Source organism: Kribbella aluminosa (assembly GCF_017876295.1).
GTDB lineage: Bacteria > Actinomycetota > Actinomycetes > Propionibacteriales > Kribbellaceae > Kribbella > Kribbella aluminosa.
The window spans coordinates 3,297,377-3,314,626 of record NZ_JAGINT010000002.1 but is presented as its reverse complement, the minus strand read 5'-3'; the positions used below and the strand labels follow the sequence as shown (position 1 = coordinate 3,314,626).

General features: G+C 69.0%; 15 protein-coding genes. 5 read left to right on the top strand and 10 right to left on the bottom strand.

Translation table 11 applies throughout. From position 1 onward, the window contains the following. Positions 1-43: 43 nt before the first annotated feature. The gene (locus tag JOF29_RS37050; RefSeq protein ID WP_209698995.1) at positions 44-1,879 is read right to left on the bottom strand and encodes an AMP-dependent synthetase/ligase; all 1,836 of its coding nucleotides are present in this window, start codon (positions 1,877-1,879) and stop codon (positions 44-46) included. Between the two features lie 273 nt (positions 1,880-2,152). Between JOF29_RS37050 and JOF29_RS37045 the strand changes: the two genes are divergently transcribed. After that, on the top strand, positions 2,153-3,748 hold the full coding sequence (locus tag JOF29_RS37045; protein ID WP_209698994.1) for a peptide-N4-asparagine amidase: 1,596 nt from the start codon (positions 2,153-2,155) through the stop codon (positions 3,746-3,748). A gap of 302 nt (positions 3,749-4,050) precedes the next feature. On the opposite strand, the gene JOF29_RS37040 is transcribed toward JOF29_RS37045, so the two are convergent. The 3 genes from JOF29_RS37040 to JOF29_RS37030 form a co-directional block, all read right to left on the bottom strand. Further along, positions 4,051-5,085 carry an aspartate-semialdehyde dehydrogenase gene (locus tag JOF29_RS37040; protein WP_209698993.1) on the bottom strand — a complete coding sequence of 345 codons (1,035 nt, stop codon included), beginning with the start codon at positions 5,083-5,085 and terminating at the stop codon, positions 4,051-4,053. Positions 5,086-5,244: 159 nt separating this feature from the next. After that, a complete protein-coding gene (locus tag JOF29_RS37035) occupies positions 5,245-5,430 on the bottom strand; it encodes a tautomerase family protein (RefSeq protein WP_209698992.1) in 186 nt (61 codons plus the stop codon). 37 nt (positions 5,431-5,467) lie between these two features. Then, positions 5,468-6,967, bottom strand: a complete 1,500-nt coding sequence (locus JOF29_RS37030; protein ID WP_209698991.1) for a sodium:solute symporter family protein — start codon at positions 6,965-6,967, stop codon at positions 5,468-5,470. Between the two features lie 139 nt (positions 6,968-7,106). Between JOF29_RS37030 and kduI the strand changes: the two genes are divergently transcribed. Genes kduI through JOF29_RS37015 form a run of 3 tightly spaced genes read left to right on the top strand, consistent with a single transcriptional unit; the run spans position 7,107 to position 9,471 of the window. Next, the gene (kduI, locus tag JOF29_RS37025; RefSeq protein ID WP_307863882.1) at positions 7,107-7,931 is read left to right on the top strand and encodes a 5-dehydro-4-deoxy-D-glucuronate isomerase; all 825 of its coding nucleotides are present in this window, start codon (positions 7,107-7,109) and stop codon (positions 7,929-7,931) included. Next, positions 7,928-8,683: an SDR family oxidoreductase gene (locus JOF29_RS37020; RefSeq protein WP_209698990.1), complete on the top strand. Its 756-nt coding sequence runs from the start codon at positions 7,928-7,930 to the stop codon at positions 8,681-8,683. Before kduI ends, JOF29_RS37020 begins: the two co-directional genes overlap by 4 nt. Positions 8,684-8,715: 32 nt before the next feature. Next, positions 8,716-9,471, top strand: a complete 756-nt coding sequence (locus JOF29_RS37015; RefSeq protein ID WP_209698989.1) for an IclR family transcriptional regulator — start codon at positions 8,716-8,718, stop codon at positions 9,469-9,471. On the opposite strand, the gene JOF29_RS37010 is transcribed toward JOF29_RS37015, so the two are convergent. The 6 genes from JOF29_RS37010 to lepA all read right to left on the bottom strand — a co-directional run bounded on the left by JOF29_RS37010 (position 9,450) and on the right by lepA (position 16,201). Then, positions 9,450-10,655, bottom strand: coding sequence for an MFS transporter (locus JOF29_RS37010; protein WP_209698988.1), 1,206 nt, complete (start codon positions 10,653-10,655; stop codon positions 9,450-9,452). The two genes, JOF29_RS37015 and JOF29_RS37010, sit on opposite strands and share 22 nt — an antisense overlap. A gap of 46 nt (positions 10,656-10,701) precedes the next feature. Continuing rightward, a complete protein-coding gene (locus JOF29_RS37005; protein ID WP_245360990.1) occupies positions 10,702-11,211 on the bottom strand; it encodes an MOSC domain-containing protein in 510 nt (169 codons plus the stop codon). Positions 11,212-11,369: 158 nt separating this feature from the next. Then, the gene (locus JOF29_RS37000) at positions 11,370-12,674 is read right to left on the bottom strand and encodes an MFS transporter (RefSeq protein WP_209698987.1); all 1,305 of its coding nucleotides are present in this window, start codon (positions 12,672-12,674) and stop codon (positions 11,370-11,372) included. A 71-nt stretch (positions 12,675-12,745) separates the two neighbouring features. Next, on the bottom strand, positions 12,746-13,327 hold the full coding sequence (locus tag JOF29_RS36995) for a TetR/AcrR family transcriptional regulator (RefSeq protein WP_209698986.1): 582 nt from the start codon (positions 13,325-13,327) through the stop codon (positions 12,746-12,748). A 189-nt stretch (positions 13,328-13,516) separates the two neighbouring features. Then, positions 13,517-14,311 (bottom strand): aminoglycoside phosphotransferase family protein, encoded by a 795-nt coding sequence (locus tag JOF29_RS36990; protein WP_307863881.1) that lies wholly within the window; start codon positions 14,309-14,311, stop codon positions 13,517-13,519. Further along, positions 14,312-16,201: a translation elongation factor 4 gene (lepA, locus tag JOF29_RS36985; RefSeq protein WP_209698985.1), complete on the bottom strand. Its 1,890-nt coding sequence runs from the start codon at positions 16,199-16,201 to the stop codon at positions 14,312-14,314. A gap of 104 nt (positions 16,202-16,305) precedes the next feature. Between lepA and JOF29_RS36980 the strand changes: the two genes are divergently transcribed. Further along, entirely contained in the window at positions 16,306-17,205 is a 900-nt protein-coding gene (locus tag JOF29_RS36980; RefSeq protein WP_209698984.1) for a protein kinase family protein, read from the top strand. Positions 17,206-17,250: the final 45 nt, after the last annotated feature.

Below are 17,250 nucleotides of genomic sequence, written 5' to 3'. Positions count from 1 at the left end.
CCCGTGTCGGTTGGGAGGCGCCGTTCGCGGCGCCTCCCGCGGGCTACTCGTACATCTTGTCGAGGACGTCGGCGTACTCGGTCTCGACGTGTTTGCGCTTGAGCTTGAGGCTGGGGGTCATCTCGCCGGACTCGACCGTGAGGTCGCGGTCGAGGATGGTGAACTTCTTGATCGTCTCCCAGCGGTTCAGGCCGGCGTTGAGTTCGTCGACGTAGCCCTGGACCATGGCGCGGGCGGCGCCGGACGTGACGATCTCGGCGTACGGCCTGCCGCCGAGGCCGTTCGACTCCGCCCAGCTCGTGATCGCGTCCGGGTCCAGCGTGACCAGTGCCGAGACGAAGTTGCGCAGGTTGCCGTGCACGATGAACTGGCTCGCGTACGGGCAGATGGTCTTGAAGCGGCCCTCGATCACCTGCGGCGCGACGTACTTGCCGCCGGAGGTCTTGAACAGGTCCTTCTTGCGGTCGGTGATGTAGAGGAACTCGTCCTCGAAGTGCCCGATGTCGCCGGTGTGGAACCAGCCGTCGGCGGTCAGCACCTCGGCGGTCTGCTCGGGCTGGTTGTGGTACCCGCTCATCACGCCGTCGCCCTTGATCAGGATCTCGCCGTCCTCGGCGATCTTGAACGACGTACCGGGGAACGCCGGACCGACGCTGCCCAGCCGGTACTGCGTGGGCCGGTTCAGCGTCGACCCCGCCGACGTCTCCGACAGCCCGTACCCCTCGATGATCAGCAACCCGGCGGCGTGGAACCACTCCGCCAGCGACTTGTCGAGCGCCGCGGACCCGGACACGAAGAACCGGATCCGGCCGCCGAACCGGGCCCGGATCTTCGACAGCACCAACCGGTCCGCCGCGGCGAACTGCGCACCCAGCAGACCTGACGGCTCCCGACCGGACTGCCGGAGGGCGGAGACCTTCGCACCGATCCCGAACGCCCAGTCGAACAACTTGGCCCGGGCCCCGCCCTCGGACTGGATCATCGTCACGATCCGGGCGTGCGCCTTCTCGAAGATCCGCGGCGCCGCCGCCATGAACGTCGGCTGGACGACAGCCGCATTGTCGACAATCTTGTCGATGCGGCCGTCCACCGCGGTCGCGAAGCCGATCTGGCACTGGACCGCGAGCAGTACCTGGCCGAACACGTGCGACAGCGGCAGCCAGAGGAACTGCAGGTCGTCCGGCGACAGCACCCGCATGCCCTCGACCGCGGCGCCCTCGTACGTCCACACCGAGTGCGGCAGCCGCACGCCTTTCGGGCGACCCGTCGTACCGGAGGTGTAGATCAGCGTGCACAAGGTATCCGGGGTGATGCCTGCAATCCGATCGTCGACAATCGACGGGTGCTCGGCGAGGTACTCGTCGCCCAGCAGGTCGAGCTGCCCGAGGCCGATCACCCAGTCGCCGTCGCTCTCCAGCGGCGTGCCGTCGAGCAGCACGACCTTGCGCAGCGACGGCGTCTCGGCCCGGTGCGCGCGGAGCTTGTCGACCTGCCCGGCGTCCTCGGCGAACACCACCTGGACGTCGGCGTCGGCCACGATGAAGGCGACATCGGCGGAGATCGTCGACGGGTAGATCGTCGACGTTGCGGCCGCGGCCAGTACGGCGGCCAGGTAGCACTCGATCCACTCGATCCGGGTGCCGGCCGCGATCCCGACCCGCTGCTCGGGTTCGACCCCGAGCGCGATCAGGCCCGCGGCCCGGCGCCGGGTCAGCGCCTCGGTCTCCCGCCAGGTCACCGACTTCCACTGCTCTCCGCGCGGGAACCGGAACGCCTCCCGCTCAGGCGTCGCCGCCACCCGGTCCAGGAACATCTGGGCCATGGTGTCCTTGCGGTTGCTGAGAAGTGCGAGCTGGCCGGGATCGGCGACAGGCATCATGACTGGCCTCCGTAGGGGGTCAAGTTGGGCGTGCCTCCCGGTCCAGCGCCGTAGCGAGCAGGTGCTCGGTGCGGTGCCTCGGCGTGCTGGAACGAAGGCCTCGATGTGGTTCCATCGTGGCCTTTGCTCCAGTGCGGCGAGATGCCGTGCCGAGTGCCGCGCAGTAGGCGTTGGGCCGGGAGGCACGCCTTTACCGGACAGTAATAGCAATCACGGCGGCTGACCATGCCACTCGCTTGCCCACCCGAACCTTCTCCATTACGTTTCCGCAACATGCGCATACGGTCGGTGGTAACCGCCTCACTATCCGTCCTCCTGCTGGCGATCGGCGTTCCGGCCCGCGCGGCCGCCCCGCCGGCCGAGTTCGGCTCGGACTACGACGACCCGCGGACACCCGCGCCGGCCGTCGCGGTCCCGCACACCCGGCACTGTGAAGTGCAGATTGTCAACAATCAGTTCCGCGACTTCGACCCGTACCGGTCGACCTACACGCCGCTCGCCGACTGCCAAGGTCCGTGGTCGAAGGTCGTGCTACGGATGCACGGCGCGGTGCAGGGCGTGCAGTACGACCGCCTCGGTCACCTCACGATCGGCGGCGTCGGCGTGTTCCGGACCTCGACGCCGGAGCCGAGCACCGACGGCATCGAGTGGAACGTCGAGAAGGACGTCACGTCGTACATCCCGCTGCTGCGGACGACGCAACCCGTCGTCATGGAGCTCGGCAACGTCGTCGACGGCACCTACACCGGCGTCCTCGACATCCGGGTCACGCTGGACTTCTACACCACCGACCGCCGCACCCCGGCAGCCCGGACCGCGGACGAAGTACTGCCGCTGCAGGACCAGACCCGCGAGGACGCCGACCTCCGAGGTACGGCGACCCTCCCCCGGAACACGACCCGCGTCCTCGGCGAGGTCTACGTCACCGGATCGGGCGGCGGCTGCGAGGAGTTCTGGGACACGTCCGCACCGGCCGCGACCGGGTACTCCTGCCCCGACGGCTCGCCGTACCGCGAGGTCGACGTGAGCATCGACGGGAAGCTCGCCGGCATCGCCCTGCCGTACCCGTACATCTACACCGGCGGCTGGTCGAACCCGTACGAGTGGCGCCCATCCCCCGCGCCGCGCGCGTTCGACATCAAGCCGTTGACGTACGACCTCACGCCATTCGCAGGCCTGCTGACCGACGGCAAGCCGCACGAGTTCCGCATCCACGTCGACGGCGTACCGGCGGGCCAGTCCGGCTGGTTCACGGTCCCGAACCTGCACGTGTGGACCGACGCGCACCGCACGCAGACGACCGGCGCCCTCACGTCGTACACCGTCGGCCCGCTCGCGAAGACCGACGACGTGACCGGTGCCCCCAACGCGGCCGGCTCCGTCAACACGACGGCAGCCCGCAACCTCACGATCAGCGGGTACGTCGACACCTCGGCCGGCCGGATCCGCACCACCGTCCGTCGGGCGCTGACCAACGTCTCCAAGCACACCTGGGACGCCGGCGAGTCCCACGACGCCCTCGACGCCGACTGGCGCGACACCGCGACCACGATCAGCAACGGGCGCGTCGAGCGGACCGACCTCGGCTACGGCAAGCACGGCGTACTGACCTTCTTGCCCAACGCAACGATCCCCGGCGGGTACGACGTGGTCACGGACCTCAAGATCTACGACACGATCCGTACGCCGCGGCTCACCACGACCGAGACGTACGACGGCCGCGCGTCCTGGATCTACGGCGTACCACGAGACCAGCGCCACGCGACCGGCACACAGACCGTGCACTTCCGGGCCACCGGCCATGGCTGCTTCGACCACACCCTCACCGCGGTGAACGGCGTTTATACAAAGGACTTCTACCGCTGCTGAGGCTTCCGGGCGACCACGCGACGGATCGTCCGGCCCGGACTCGCGCTGGTGACCTGCTCGTCGAGGAGCAGGTCACACGTGCCGAGCGCGTCCTTCACGACTAGCTCGTCGACGGCGGCGTACAAACGCCTCGCGTCGTCGCGCTGATCCGTCGGCGAGACACGCCAGGTCAGGTACAGAATGCCGCCGGCAGCAAGGTCGGTCTCTCCCGTACCCGGCTGCTGCTCTGGGCGAGGTACTCGCTTGAGGATGTCAGCGAGCCGCCGTCCGGCCGCCTATCGCGGACTCACGGTCCCTCGATGTCAGCCTTCTTGACGTCGATAGATCAGCTCCGCGATCTGGACCGCGTTCAGGGCGGCGCCCTTGCGGAGGTTGTCGTTCGAGACGAACAGGACCAGGCCGCGGTTGCCCGGGACCGACTGGTCCTGGCGGATCCGGCCGACGTACGACGGGTCATGGCCGGCCGCGAGCAGCGGGGTCGGGAGGTCGGCGAGCGCCACACCGGGCGCGGCACCGAGGAGTTCCGTCGCTTCGGCCGGGGTGATCGCCGAGGCGAACTCGGCGTGGATGCTCAGCGAGTGCCCGGTGAAGACCGGCACCCGGACGCAGGTGCCCGCGACCGGCAGGTCCGGGAGGTGCAGGATCTTCCGGCTCTCGTTGCGGAGCTTCTGCTCCTCGTCCGTCTCACCGGTGCCGTCGGCAACGATCGACCCGGCCAGCGGGAGCACGTTGAAGGCGATCGGCCCGGCGTACACCTTGGGCTCGGGGAGCGTGATGCCCTCGGTCCCGCGGGCGAGCTTGCCGCCGGCCACGGACAGCTCACGCGCCTGGTCCTCGAGCTCGCTCACGCCGACACCGCCGGAGCCGGAGACGGCCTGGTACGTCGAGACCACCAGACGGGTCAGGCCGGCCGCGCGGTGCAGCGGGGCGAGGACCGGCATCGCGGCCATCGTGGTGCAGTTCGGGTTCGCGACGATGCCCTTGGGGATCGTGTTCAGGTCCTCCGGGTTCACCTCGGAGACCACGAGCGGTACGTCGGGATCCATCCGCCAGCCGGACGAGTTGTCCACCACGACGGCACCCGCGGCGGCGACTCGAGGGGCGAGCTCCCTCGAGGCCGTCTTCCCGTTCGAGAACAGGGCCAGCCCGAGCCCGGAGAAGTCCGCCGTCGCGGAGTCCTCGACGACGATCTCCCGGTCACCGAACGGCAGCTTCTTGCCCGCGGACCGCGCCGACGCGAAGAACCGCACCTCGTCCACCGGGAAGTCGCGCTCGATCAGCAACTCCCGCATGACCCCGCCGACCTGACCCGTTGCACCAAACACCCCAACTCGCATACCCGAACCCTAATCGCCCCTAACCCCCACCCCCTCCCCCGTTCCACCATCCGGCGCGCCCGTCCAACCCCAACTTTGAGAACCCACCAACCATTTCCAGCACGAAAATCTGGTTGGTGGCTTCTCAAAGTCGAGATCGCGGCTGACCGCGGGGGCGAGTCAGGCGTCGGCGACCAGGGTGCCGCCGTTGGCGACGTCGGTCTTCTCGATCTCCTGGAAGACGATGCGGACCGCCTCGCGCTTGGCGCCGAGGATGGCGATGGCGGAGTCGGTGACGGCGGCGACGAACTCGCGGCGCTGGTCGAGGGTGCGGCCGGAGAGCAGTTCGACGGTGATGTTCGGCATAAGGCGGTTCTCCTGTGTGTCGTTTTCGAACAGTGGTTCAGGACCGGGCCGCCGCCGGTTGGGCGGTGAGCTCGGGGTCGGTGTTCAGCGAGTCGACCAGGTCGTCGACGTCCACACGATTCTCGGGCAGCAGCAAGCCGAGGCCGACGTACACCACCAGAGAGGTCGCCAGCGGCAACGCGACGACCAGCGTCTGGTCGGTGGACCCGACGCCGTACTTCACGATCACCCAGGCGATCAGCCCGATCGCCCAGGACGCCAGCGCAGCCCGCGATCCGCTCCGCCGGAACCAGGGCAGCAGCCCGAGCATCAACGGGATCGCGATCGGCCCCATGGTCGCCGCGACCAGGTCGACGACGATCTTCAGCACCACACCCTCCCCGTTGGTGGCGATCGCGATCAGCATGCTCACCGTGACGAACGTGAACGTCACGATCCGCGCCATCTTCAGCGTCGCGCCGTCGGTCAGTTGCCGTACGCGCGGCACCAGCACCGGCGCCAGATCGCGGGTGATCACCGACGAGATCGCGTTCGCGTCGGACGCCACCATCGCCATCGTGTGCGAGAAGAACCCGGCCAGGACCAGCCCGATCAGGCCGCTCGGCAGCAACAGCTGTGCCAGCTCGACGTACGATTGCTCCGGCTTGCCCGGGTGCACCAGCAGCGGCGCCGCGCACATCGGGATGAACAGGACCAACGGCCAGACCAGCCACAACACCGACGACAGCATCGCCGACCGTTTCGCGTCGGAGCCGGACGGCGCAGCCATGTAGCGCTGCGCCAGGTTCCACATGCCGCCGTTGTACTCGAACGTCTTGATGAACAGGAACGCGATCAGGAAGATCGGCGTGTACGGACCGTTCAGCGCGTGCCCGTGACCGGCCGGCAGCTGGTCCCACATCTTCCACAGCGTCGGTACGCCGTCCAGGTGGTGCAGCACGCCGACGAACATCGCGATGCCGGCCGCGAACTGGATCACGAACTGCCCGAAGTCGGTGAGTACGTCGGCCCACAGCCCGCCGAGCGTCGCGTACAGCATCGTCACGACGCCGGTGAGCAGGATCCCCCAGCGCATCGGCACGCCGGTGAATCCGTTCAGCAGCACGGCGATCGCGACCCACTTGGACGCGATGTCGACGACCTTCAGCGCGGCACCGGAGTACGCGAGCGCCTGCTGGGTCGGGAGGTTGTACCGCCGCGCGAGGTACTCCAGCGGCGACACGACCCCGTGTTTCGCGCGCAGCCGGTTCCAGCGCGCGGCGAACAGGAACGCGCCGATGCCGACGCCGATCCCGATCGTCATCGCCCACCAGACGTAGACGGTGATGCCGTACGAGTACGCGACCGCGGCGAAGGCGACGAACATGACGGCGCTGTAGCCGGACATGTGGTGCGAGATTCCGGACAGCCACCAGGGAATCCGGCCACCGGTCGTGAAGTAGTCGACGACGGTCTTGATCTTGGTGCGTGACCAGATCCCGATCAGCACCATCAGTACGAAGTAGCCGACCAGGACCGTCCAGTCCACAGCGGTCATGGGGAACCTCCCAGGGGCGTTGGGCGAGTCCTTGAGAGGTTCCACTGAACAGAACCAGGTGTCAATAGACGGAACTTGGAACATTTCCTGACCCTGTTCCAGCGTTGACAGGCTGTTCTGCTGAGTAGAACCTTGTTCCGTGACTCTGCAGATCAGGCACGCCACCCATCCCGAGCAGCTGCCCGGCTTCGACACGGCCGCGCTGCGCCGCCACTACCTGGTGGACGACCTCTTCGTCCCCGGCACCGTCACCGCGGTGCTCACCCACCACGACCGGATCGTGCTCGCCGGCGCCCGGCCCACCGACGGTCCGCTGACTCTCGGCACGTACCCCGAGCTGCGCAGCGAGTACTTCCTCGAACGCCGCGAGGCCGGCATCGTCAACGTCGGCGGACCCGGCACGGTCACCGCGGACGGCACGAAGTACGAGCTGGCCACCGGTGCCTGCCTGTACGTCGGACGCGGCGTCCGCGAGGTCGTGTTCGAAGGACCCGACGCGGCGTACTACGTGTTCTCGGCGCCCGCGCACACGACGTACCCGGTCGCGCGGATCAACCCCGGCGAGGGCAACCGGATCGAGGCCGGCGACCAGCAGACCGCGAACCGGCGGACGATCGACCAGTTCATCCACGCGGACGGCGTGCGGAGCTGCCAGATCGTGCTCGGCGTGACCACCCTGCACGCGGGCAGCACCTGGAACACGATGCCCGCGCACACCCACGACCGGCGCACCGAGTGCTACCTGTACTTCGGCCTGCCGGAGACCGAGCGGATCGTCCACCTGCTCGGCGAGCCCGGCGAGACCCGGCACGTGCTGGTCGCGGACCGGCAGGCGATCATCTCCCCCAGCTGGTCGATCCACTCCGGCTGCGGCACGTCGTCGTACAGCTTCGTCTGGGCGATGGCCGGCGAGAACCAGGCGTTCGGCGACATGGACGGTGTCGACGTACGGGAGCTGCGGTGACGTCGTTCAGCCTCGAAGGACGGACGGCGCTGGTCACCGGGGCCCGGCGCGGGATCGGGGCCGCGATCGCCGCCGGGTACGCCGCTGCCGGCGCCGAGCTGATCCTGATGGCCCGGGACGCGGCGCTCGAGGACACCCTCGAGGCGATCAAGCGGAACGGCGGTGGCGACGCGTCCGTGGTGATCGCGGACTTCGCCGACCCGGCCGCGGTCGAACAGGTGGCGACCGAGATTGTCGACAACAGGAAGGTCGACATTCTGGTCAACAACGCCGGCACGATCCGGCGGGCGCCCGCCGCCGTGACCGCGACCGCGGACTGGCAGCACGTGATCGACGTGAACCTGAACTCCACCTGGGCGGTGACCCGGCCGATCGGGGCCGCGATGGCGCGACGGCAGACCGGCAAGATCGTCACGATCGCGTCGCTGCTCAGCTTCCAGGGCGGGATCCGGGTCCCGGCCTACACTGCCGCCAAGCACGCAGTGGCGGGACTCACCCGGGCGCTGGCCAACGAGTGGGGACCGGCCGGGGTCCAGGTGAACGCGATCGCACCCGGATACATCAGTACCGACAACACCGCCGAGCTGCGTGCGGACCCGGACCGCGAGGCCGCGATCCGGGAGCGCATCCCGGCCGGTCACTGGGGGCGGCCGGAGGACGTCGTCGGGGCCGCGGTCTTCCTCGCCTCGGCCGCGGCCGACTATGTGAACGGCCACGTGCTCGCTGTCGACGGCGGCTGGCTCTCCAGATAACCCGGCGAGAGAGGGGTGGCAGGATGTCCGACATGAGTTCGCCCTCGGCCATCGACAAGACGCTGATGGTGCTGGACGCCGTACTGGAGCACTCGCGGTTCACCGACGTGGTGAACGCGACCGGTCTGGCCAAGTCGACCGTGCATCGGATCATGGCGTCGCTGGTCGAGCACGAGTTCGTCGCCCAGGCCGACGACGGGTCGTACCACCCGGGCCCGAAGGCGCTGCGGCTCGCCGGGCACGCGCTGACGAACGTCGACCTGGCGACCGTGGCCCGCCCGGTGCTCGCGGACCTGGTCGCGCAGACCCGCTGCACGGTACATGTCGGACTGCTGAACGGCGACGAGGCGATCTACGTCGCCCGGCTCGACGGGCCGAAGCCGTACCGGATGCCGTCCCGCGTCGGCAAGGCGATCTGGCTGCACTGCACCGGCATCGGAAAGGCGCTGCTCGCCGAGAAGGACGACGAGGCGCTCGACGTCCACATCACCCGGACCGGGCTGCCCGCCCGTACGCCGCTCACGCACACGACCGCCGCCGCACTGAAGGCCGACCTGACGCAGACCCGTGCCCGCGGTTACGCGCTCGACGACGAGGAGAACGAGCCCGGTATCCGTTGCGTCGCCGCGGTCATCCACGACCACACCGGCGCCGCGATCGCCGCGGTCAGCATCTCCACGCTCTCGCTGGAGCAGTCGATCGCCCAGGTCGCCCTGATGGCCCCCGCCGCACTCGAGGCCGCCCGCAAGATCTCCGCCGCCCTCGGCTACCGCGAACCCACCAGCTGACGCGCCGCTGCCCAGCGAACCACCGGGACGAACAGCACCCCCACGACCGCGAACCAGACGCCGAGGATGATCCACCCGGGCACGCCGAGGCCGAGTGGGAGCAGCGCCATGATCGACGGCGCGAGCATCGAACTGACCGACGTACTCGTGTTCCAGACGCCCTGGTACTGGCCCTGCGCATGATCCGCGGCCAGCTCGAAGCCGAGCAGGAACGATCCGGACGACTGCAGCAGCTCGCCTGCCGTCTGTACCAGCGAGGCGACGGCCAGGACCACCACGGCCACGATGACGTCTCCTGCTGACGCGGCGGCGAACAGCACCATCGAGGCCAGGAGCAACAACCCGGCGGTCCGGGTCGCTCGGGCGGCACCCGCCGTGTCGACGATGCCCCGGGACGCGCGGACCTGCAGAACTGCGACGCCGGCCGCGTTCACGATCAGCGGTACGGCGGCCGCCCAGTGCGGCGCGTCCGTGTGGTCGACGACCCACAACGGGATCGCGACGTCGACCACCGAGAAGTGGATCGAGATCGCGGCGTTGAGCGCGGACACCGCCAGGTACCCACGGTCGCGGAGCGCGATCCACACCGGCCCGTCGGTTCGGGGCCGCGGCGCGACCCGCGGTACGGCGAGAACGACGAGGGCCGAGATCACGCCGAGGACGACGTACAGGCCGAACATCAACCGGTACGACGCCGCCGTACCGAACGAGAGGGCCACGGCGCCGAGGCCCGCGCCGGCGGTGACGCCGATGTTCGTCATCGAGCGCAGGTACGCGCGGGCCTGGACACGTTCGGAGCCCTGGGTGACACCGGCGATGAGCGCGAAGCGGACCGCGTTGGAGCCGCGGTCGAGCACCGTCACCGCGGACGCGACCGCGAGGAACTGCCAGAAGGTGCCGATGACGAGATAGAGCAGCGCCAGCAGTGCCAGCAGCAGGCTGAGCACGACGAACAGCGTGCGCGGTCCGCGGCGGTCGGCGAGGTGGCCGAACGGGATGCTCGCCAGCAGACCGAACAGTCCGGCGACGGTGAGCCCGAGCCCGACCTGAGCTACGGACAGGCCGATGATGCGGGTGAAGTACAGCACGCTGATCGTCATCAGCAGGCCGTTGCCGACCCGACTCAGCAGAGTGGCCAGTGCCAATGGGCGTAGCGGGCCCGGAGCCGGCAGTAGTTTCCGCACCGGACCATCATCAGTTATCTGCGACCGTGTCGCAATAAGCGCCAGACTATGCGCGGGCCGCGATGCGTTGCGCGTTCGCGCGGATCTCGCCCATCAGATCGACGCCCGAGTCGAGCATCCGCCGCAGCTTCACCGGGTCCTGGTCGCCGAACATGTGCGCGACCGTGACCTCGTGGTCCGGCCGGCCGATGACCTCGATCGGGTCGCCGGCGCCGATCGAGCCGGTGCGGAGCACCTTCAGGTACGCGCCGGGGCGTCCGGCCTGGTGGAAGCGCTTGACCCAGCGCGGGATCTGCATCCGGTGCTGGAACGTGATGCACGGGATCCGCGGCGCGCGCACCATCACCTCGACCTCGGGACCGATCCGCCAGACCTCGCCGAGCAGCGCGCCGTTCACGTCGATCCCGGCAGTCCGGAGGTTCTCGCCGAACAGCCCGGTCTGGATCTCCCGGCCGAGTTGGTCGGCCCACCAGTTCGCGTCCTCGTCGGCGTACGCGTAGAGCGCGAGGTCCGGGCCGCCGTGGTTCTTGGTGTCGCAGACCCGGTCGCCCGCCAGCCCGAGCTCACCGACACGGACCCGGCCGGGCTATGGCCGCTTGTCGATCGCGGTGAAGCCTGTCTCCTTCGGGCCCGGGATCAGCTCCTCCACCACGTTGACCGTCAGCACCCGCATACCCCCAATCCTCCCCCGGCGCCGCGGGCGTTTCCACTGGTTTAGCGGGGCCTGAGTGGCAGTACGGCGATGATCAGCAGCGTCGCAGCTGTCACCGCGACCCCGATCCAGGCGGCGGCGCCGTACCCCGACGCGTGCGGGAAGACGCGGGTGGTGTGCGCGGCGAGGATCAGCCCTCCGAGCGCGCTGCCGGTGGAGAAGCCGACGCTGCGGACGACGGCGTTCACGCTCATCGCGCTGGCGGTCTCGGCCTGCGGCGTCACCGCGAGGATGACCGTGGGCATGGCGGCCGAGAACGCGCCGACGCCGAAGCCGAGGATTCCGATGGCAACGACCGGTTCGACGAGATGTGAGCGGGCGACTGCGAACAGTACGAACGCGGCGAGGACGAACGCAGTACTTGCCGCCAGCAACAGGCGGGCGCCCAGGCGGTCGCGCCACTGCGGAACGAGCCGGCCGGCGACGAAGCCGAGGACCGAGAACGGGACCAGGACGAGACCCGCTTGGAAGGTGTTCAGCCCGAAGCCGTAGCCGACTGCCGCGGGGGTCTGGACGTAGCGGGTGATCAGGCTGAAGAGCAGGTACATGCCGACCCCGCCGGTGAGCATCACCAGGTTGGCGGCGGCGACCGCGGGATGCCTGAGCAGCTTGATGTCGACGAGCGGGTGCTCGGTACGCAGTTCGAGGAAGGTCCAGCCGATGAGCAGCAGGATCGCGGCCAGCAGGACGGCGACGGCGAGGGCGGGGTTGTCGCTCCAGAGGCTGGTCTCGCCGATCACCAGGAGGAGGGCGGGGAGGGCGATCGCGAGGAGGATCGCGCCGCGGACGTCCAGGCGGGCCGGCGGGCGGTCGGGTGCCTCTGGGAGTAGCAGGAGCGCCGCACCGAAGGCTGCCGCGGTGATGAGCAGGCCGAGCCCGTACGCCGTTCGCACGCCGGCCAGGTCGGTCAACAGACCGCACAACGGGTAGCCGATGCCGATGCCCGCGGTCGTGGTGACGGACAGCAGCGCGATAGTCCGTGTGGCCCGGTGCTCGTCCAGGTGATCCCGCGCCACCGCCATCATCAGCACCACGAGCCCGAGCCCGGAACCCTGCAGTGCCCGGCCGACCAGCAGGAACGCGAACGGCACCGGCACTACGGTCAGCAAGCTGCCGATCACCTCCGCCCCGAGCATCCACAGCACCACCCGCCGCCGCCGCGGCCCGGCCCCCAACCGCCCGAACACCGGCGTCGCCACCGCGCCCGCCAGCAACGCAATCGTCAACGTCCACTGCGAGGCAGCCAGCGAAACGCCATAGGTCTCGGCAACCGCCGTGATCAACGGCGCCCCGAGACTCCCGATCACCGCCCCGACCAACCCAACAGAAACCAGAAACCCCACCAACAACCCAGGCGAAGGCTTGGTACTCAACGTGGTCACCGGTTCGTCTCGGTGGTGATGTGGGTGAAGAGGCCTGGTTTGATGCGGGTTCTGGCCTGGTGGGACCACGGTTCGTCGACTTGAGGGAGGTCCAGGGCGGCGTTGGTGTTGAGGAGCATGCCGAACGCCAGGAAGGCCTTGACGGTGACCGGGTCGAGTTGGGCGGTGTCGGCGACGGACTGCCACAGGCGGGCGAAGCTCGCGCGGACGGCGTCGCGGACCTCGCCGTCGCCGGCGGCCGCGGCGGCGGTGCCCTGGAGCTGGAGGAGCAGCGTCGTACGGTCGGCGAGCATGTCGTTGTACTCCTGCCCCATCGCCGTGAGCGCCTCGATCCCGTGCGTCCCGCCGGCCGCCGCGATCATCGCGAGCCGCATCCGCTCGAACGCGGCGTCCACGCATTCCAGGAACAGCAGCTTCTTCGTCCCGAACATCCGGAACACGTACGCCTGGGTGATCCCCGCCCGGCGCGCGATCGTCTCGGTCGAGGCGCCGTACAGCCCGGCACCGGCGAACTCCTCCTCCGCGATCGCCAGGACCTGCTCGCGCCGTTCCCGGCCACTCATCCGTGTCGACGTCATGCGTCCAAGTTAGTAGGTAGTAACTACTAACTACAACCACTCACCCGACCCGTCTTACGGGACACTGAGTGAGTCAGGACTGGATGGCCTTGACGATCGCGATGTTCCGGGTCAGCCAGTCCTGCGGCAGCGACTCGTCGGTGTCGGTCGACTCGAGGGTCCACAGGACGTTCAGCATCTGCCGGACGATCACCCAGTCGCGGGCGCGGTCCTCGTCGAAACCGGCCGCGTCGATCGTCGTCCAGAACCGCTGGCGTACGCGAACCGCAGGTCGGGGGCGGCCGCGACCTCGTCCCAGCGGTTCCAGATCAGCGGGGCGACCTCGAAGTGCGGGTCGCCGGACAGCGGCTTCGGGTCGATCACCAGCCACGGTTCGCGGTCGGCGGCGAGCATGTTCTCGTAGTGCAGGTCCGTGTGGATCAGGCGCCCGTCGGTGTCCGGGTCCGCGATGAAGCCGGACGCCAGCGAGATCGCCTGCTCGACGTACCGGTGCGGCACCGGAGCGGAGGCCGGCAGCTTCCGGAGCCGCTCGACCCAGCGGGTCAGCTCCGCCGACAGCGTCCGGTACTGCGGGCCTGCCGGGATATGCAGCCGCTTGTAGGTGCCGCCAACGATCTCGCAGGCGTCCAGGGCGTCGATCGTGGTCAGATCGCGCGGCTGCAGCCGTTCCAGCAGGAGCGCGAACCGGCGCGGGTCGGCGCGCAACAGCTGGACGGTGCCGTTGCCGGTCCAGTCGCGCAACGCGAGGTGCTCGGTCTCCGCTTCCCAGTGCGGGAACTGGACCTTCAGTACGGCGCGGTTGCCGTCGCGGGTGAGCACCGGTACGACGAGCGCACAGTTGCCGTACGCCGCCGTACCGTCGACCTGCAGGCTCCACTCGTCGACCAGCTCACGCACCAACCGCGGAAGCCGATCCAGCCAATCAGCCCAGTCCTGCCCCCGAGACGCGACAACCCGCAGACCCTCGGGGATCTCGACCTGCACCTACTTCTTGCCTGCCTTCTCCGAGCCTTCGGAGGTGCGGAGGGCGGCGATGAAGGCCTCTTGGGGGACCTCGACGCGGCCGACCATCTTCATCCGCTTCTTGCCTTCCTTCTGCTTCTCGAGCAGCTTGCGCTTCCGGGTGATGTCACCGCCGTAGCACTTGGCGAGAACGTCCTTGCGCATCGCGCGAATCGACTCGCGGGCGATGATCCGGGACCCGATCGCCGCCTGGATCGGCACCTCGAACTGCTGCCTGGGGATCAGTTCCTTCAGCTTGCCGGCCAGCGCGACGCCGTACGAGTACGCGTTGTCGCGGTGCACGATCGCCGAGAACGCGTCGACCGTCTCGCCCTGCAACAGGATGTCCACCTTGACCAGCTGGGCGGCCTGCTCACCGGTCGGCTCGTAGTCGAGCGACGCGTAGCCCTTGGTCTTGGACTTCAGCTGGTCGAAGAAGTCGAACACGATCTCGGCCAGCGGCAGCGTGTAGCGCAGCTCGACCCGGTCCTCGGACAGGTAGTCCATCCCGCCCAGGGTGCCCCGCTTGGTCTGGCAGAGCTCCATGATGACGCCGATGTAGTCCTTCGGGCTGAGGATCGTCGCCTTCACCACCGGCTCGTAGATCTCGGCGATCTTGCCCTCCGGGAACTCGCTCGGGTTGGTGACGACGTGCTCCTTGCCGTCCTCCATCTCGACCCGGTACACCACGTTCGGCGCGGTCGAGATCAGGTCCAGGTCGAACTCCCGCTCGAGCCGCTCCCGGACGATCTCCATGTGCAGCAGCCCGAGGAACCCGCAGCGGAACCCGAACCCGAGCGCGCCCGAGGTCTCCGGCTCGTACTGCAGGGCCGCGTCGTTCAGTTGCAGCCGCTCCAGCGCGTCCCGCAGCGTCGGGTAGTCGTCGCCGTCGATCGGGAACAGCCCGGAGTACACCATCGGCTGCGGGTGCTTGTACCCGCCCAACGCCTGGGTCGCGCCGTGCACGGCGGCGGTGACGGTGTCACCGACCCGGGACTGGCGGACGTCCTTCACGCCGGTGATCAGGTAACCGACCTCACCCACACCGATACTCGGCGTCTTCATCGGCTCCGGCGAGATCACCCCGACCTCGAGCATCTCGTGCACCGCGCCGGTGGACATCATCTTGATCCGGTCCCGGTGCGTCAGCTCGCCGTCGACGACCCGGACGTAGGTGACCACACCGCGGTAGGTGTCGTAGACCGAGTCGAAGATCAGCGCCCGCGGCGGCGCGTCCTTGACGCCCTTCGGCGGATCGACCTGGGCGACGATCTCGCTCAGCAGGTCCTCGACGCCCTCACCGGTCTTGGCCGACACCTTCAGCACGTCCGACGGGTCGCAGCCGATGATGTGCGCGAGCTCGGCGGCGTACTTCTCCGGCTGCGCGCTCGGCAGGTCGATCTTGTTCAGCACCGGGATGATCTGCAGGTCCGCGTTGAGCGCGAGGTACAGGTTGGCCAGCGTCTGGGCCTCGATCCCCTGCGCGGCGTCCACCAGCAGCACGGCGCCCTCGCACGCCTCCAGCGACCGGGACACCTCGTAGGTGAAGTCCACATGGCCCGGTGTGTCGATCATGTTCAGGATGTACGTCGTACCGTCCGGGGCCAGCAGGCCGCCCGGGGTGTCCGGGCCGGGCGCGAACGGCAGCCGGACCGCCTGCGACTTGATCGTGATGCCGCGCTCGCGCTCGATGTCCATCCGGTCGAGGTACTGCGCCCGCATCGAGCGGTCGTCGACCACTCCGGTGATCTGCAGCATCCGATCGGCCAGCGTCGACTTGCCGTGGTCGATGTGAGCGATGATGCAGAAGTTCCGGATCAGCAACGGGTCGGTACGACCCGGCTGCGGCACTTTCGTGGGGCCAACGGGCACGGAGGGGTCCAGTTCTGGTCTCGGGTGGTGTATCCGGTCAATCATCCCATGCGGGTCCAGCAGATTCGAAAATCGCTGGCGGCCGCCCGATAGCGTGGTGACGCATGGCGCACGCTGCTGGGGTCCGGTTGCCCTATTCCGATCTGCCGTCGGGTGTCCGCGGGTGGGTGGAGCGCACGCTCGGCTCCGCCGTGGTGTCGGCCACGACCCAGCGGGGCGGCTTCTCCCCCGGTACGGCGGCACGCCTGGTGACCGCCTCCGGCCGCCGGGCGTTCCTGAAGGCCGTCGGTACGTCGCTGAACCCGAAGACGCCCTCGCTGTTCCGGCTGGAGATCACCGCGATGCAGGAGATCGGCCGGCTCCCGATGGCGCCGGAGCTGTACGAGGTGTACGACGACGGCGACTGGGTCGGGATGCTCTTCGAGGACATCGAGGGGCGGCTCCCGGCGCACCCGTGGGAGCAGTACGACGCGGACCGGGTGCTGGACGCCCTGGCGGAGCTGACCGACGTACTGGACCCGTCGCCGTGGCCGGAGGCTCCTGTCGTCGCCGTACGCAGCCATGACTTCCTGAGCCGCTGGGAGGACGTGCTGGCGGACGGTATCGCCGTACCGCCGTGGGTTGTCCCCGAGCAGTTCGCGGAGCTGGCCCGCACCGGGGTCAGCGCGCTGGCGGAGGGCAAGGCGCTGGCGCACTACGACCTGCGGGCCGACAACATCATCCTGACCGACGACCGGGTGGTGTTCATCGACTGGGCGCACCCGGGGCTGGCACCGCGCTGGACGGACACGGTGATCCTCTACGCGGAGATGCGCGGCTCGGTGACGCTGCCGGAGCTCCCGGACGACGAGGCGATCACAGGGTTCATAGCGGCCGTCGCGGGCGGCCTGTGGTGGGGTTCCGCGCAACCTGCGCCACCGGGTATCCCTACGATGCGGGCATGGCAGCGGGAGCACGCCCTGGCGCACCTGGACTGGGTACGGGACCGGATGCAGCGTTTCTGAGCCGCACACGTCTGTAGCGGTGTGACGAACCCAATGGTGAGTATC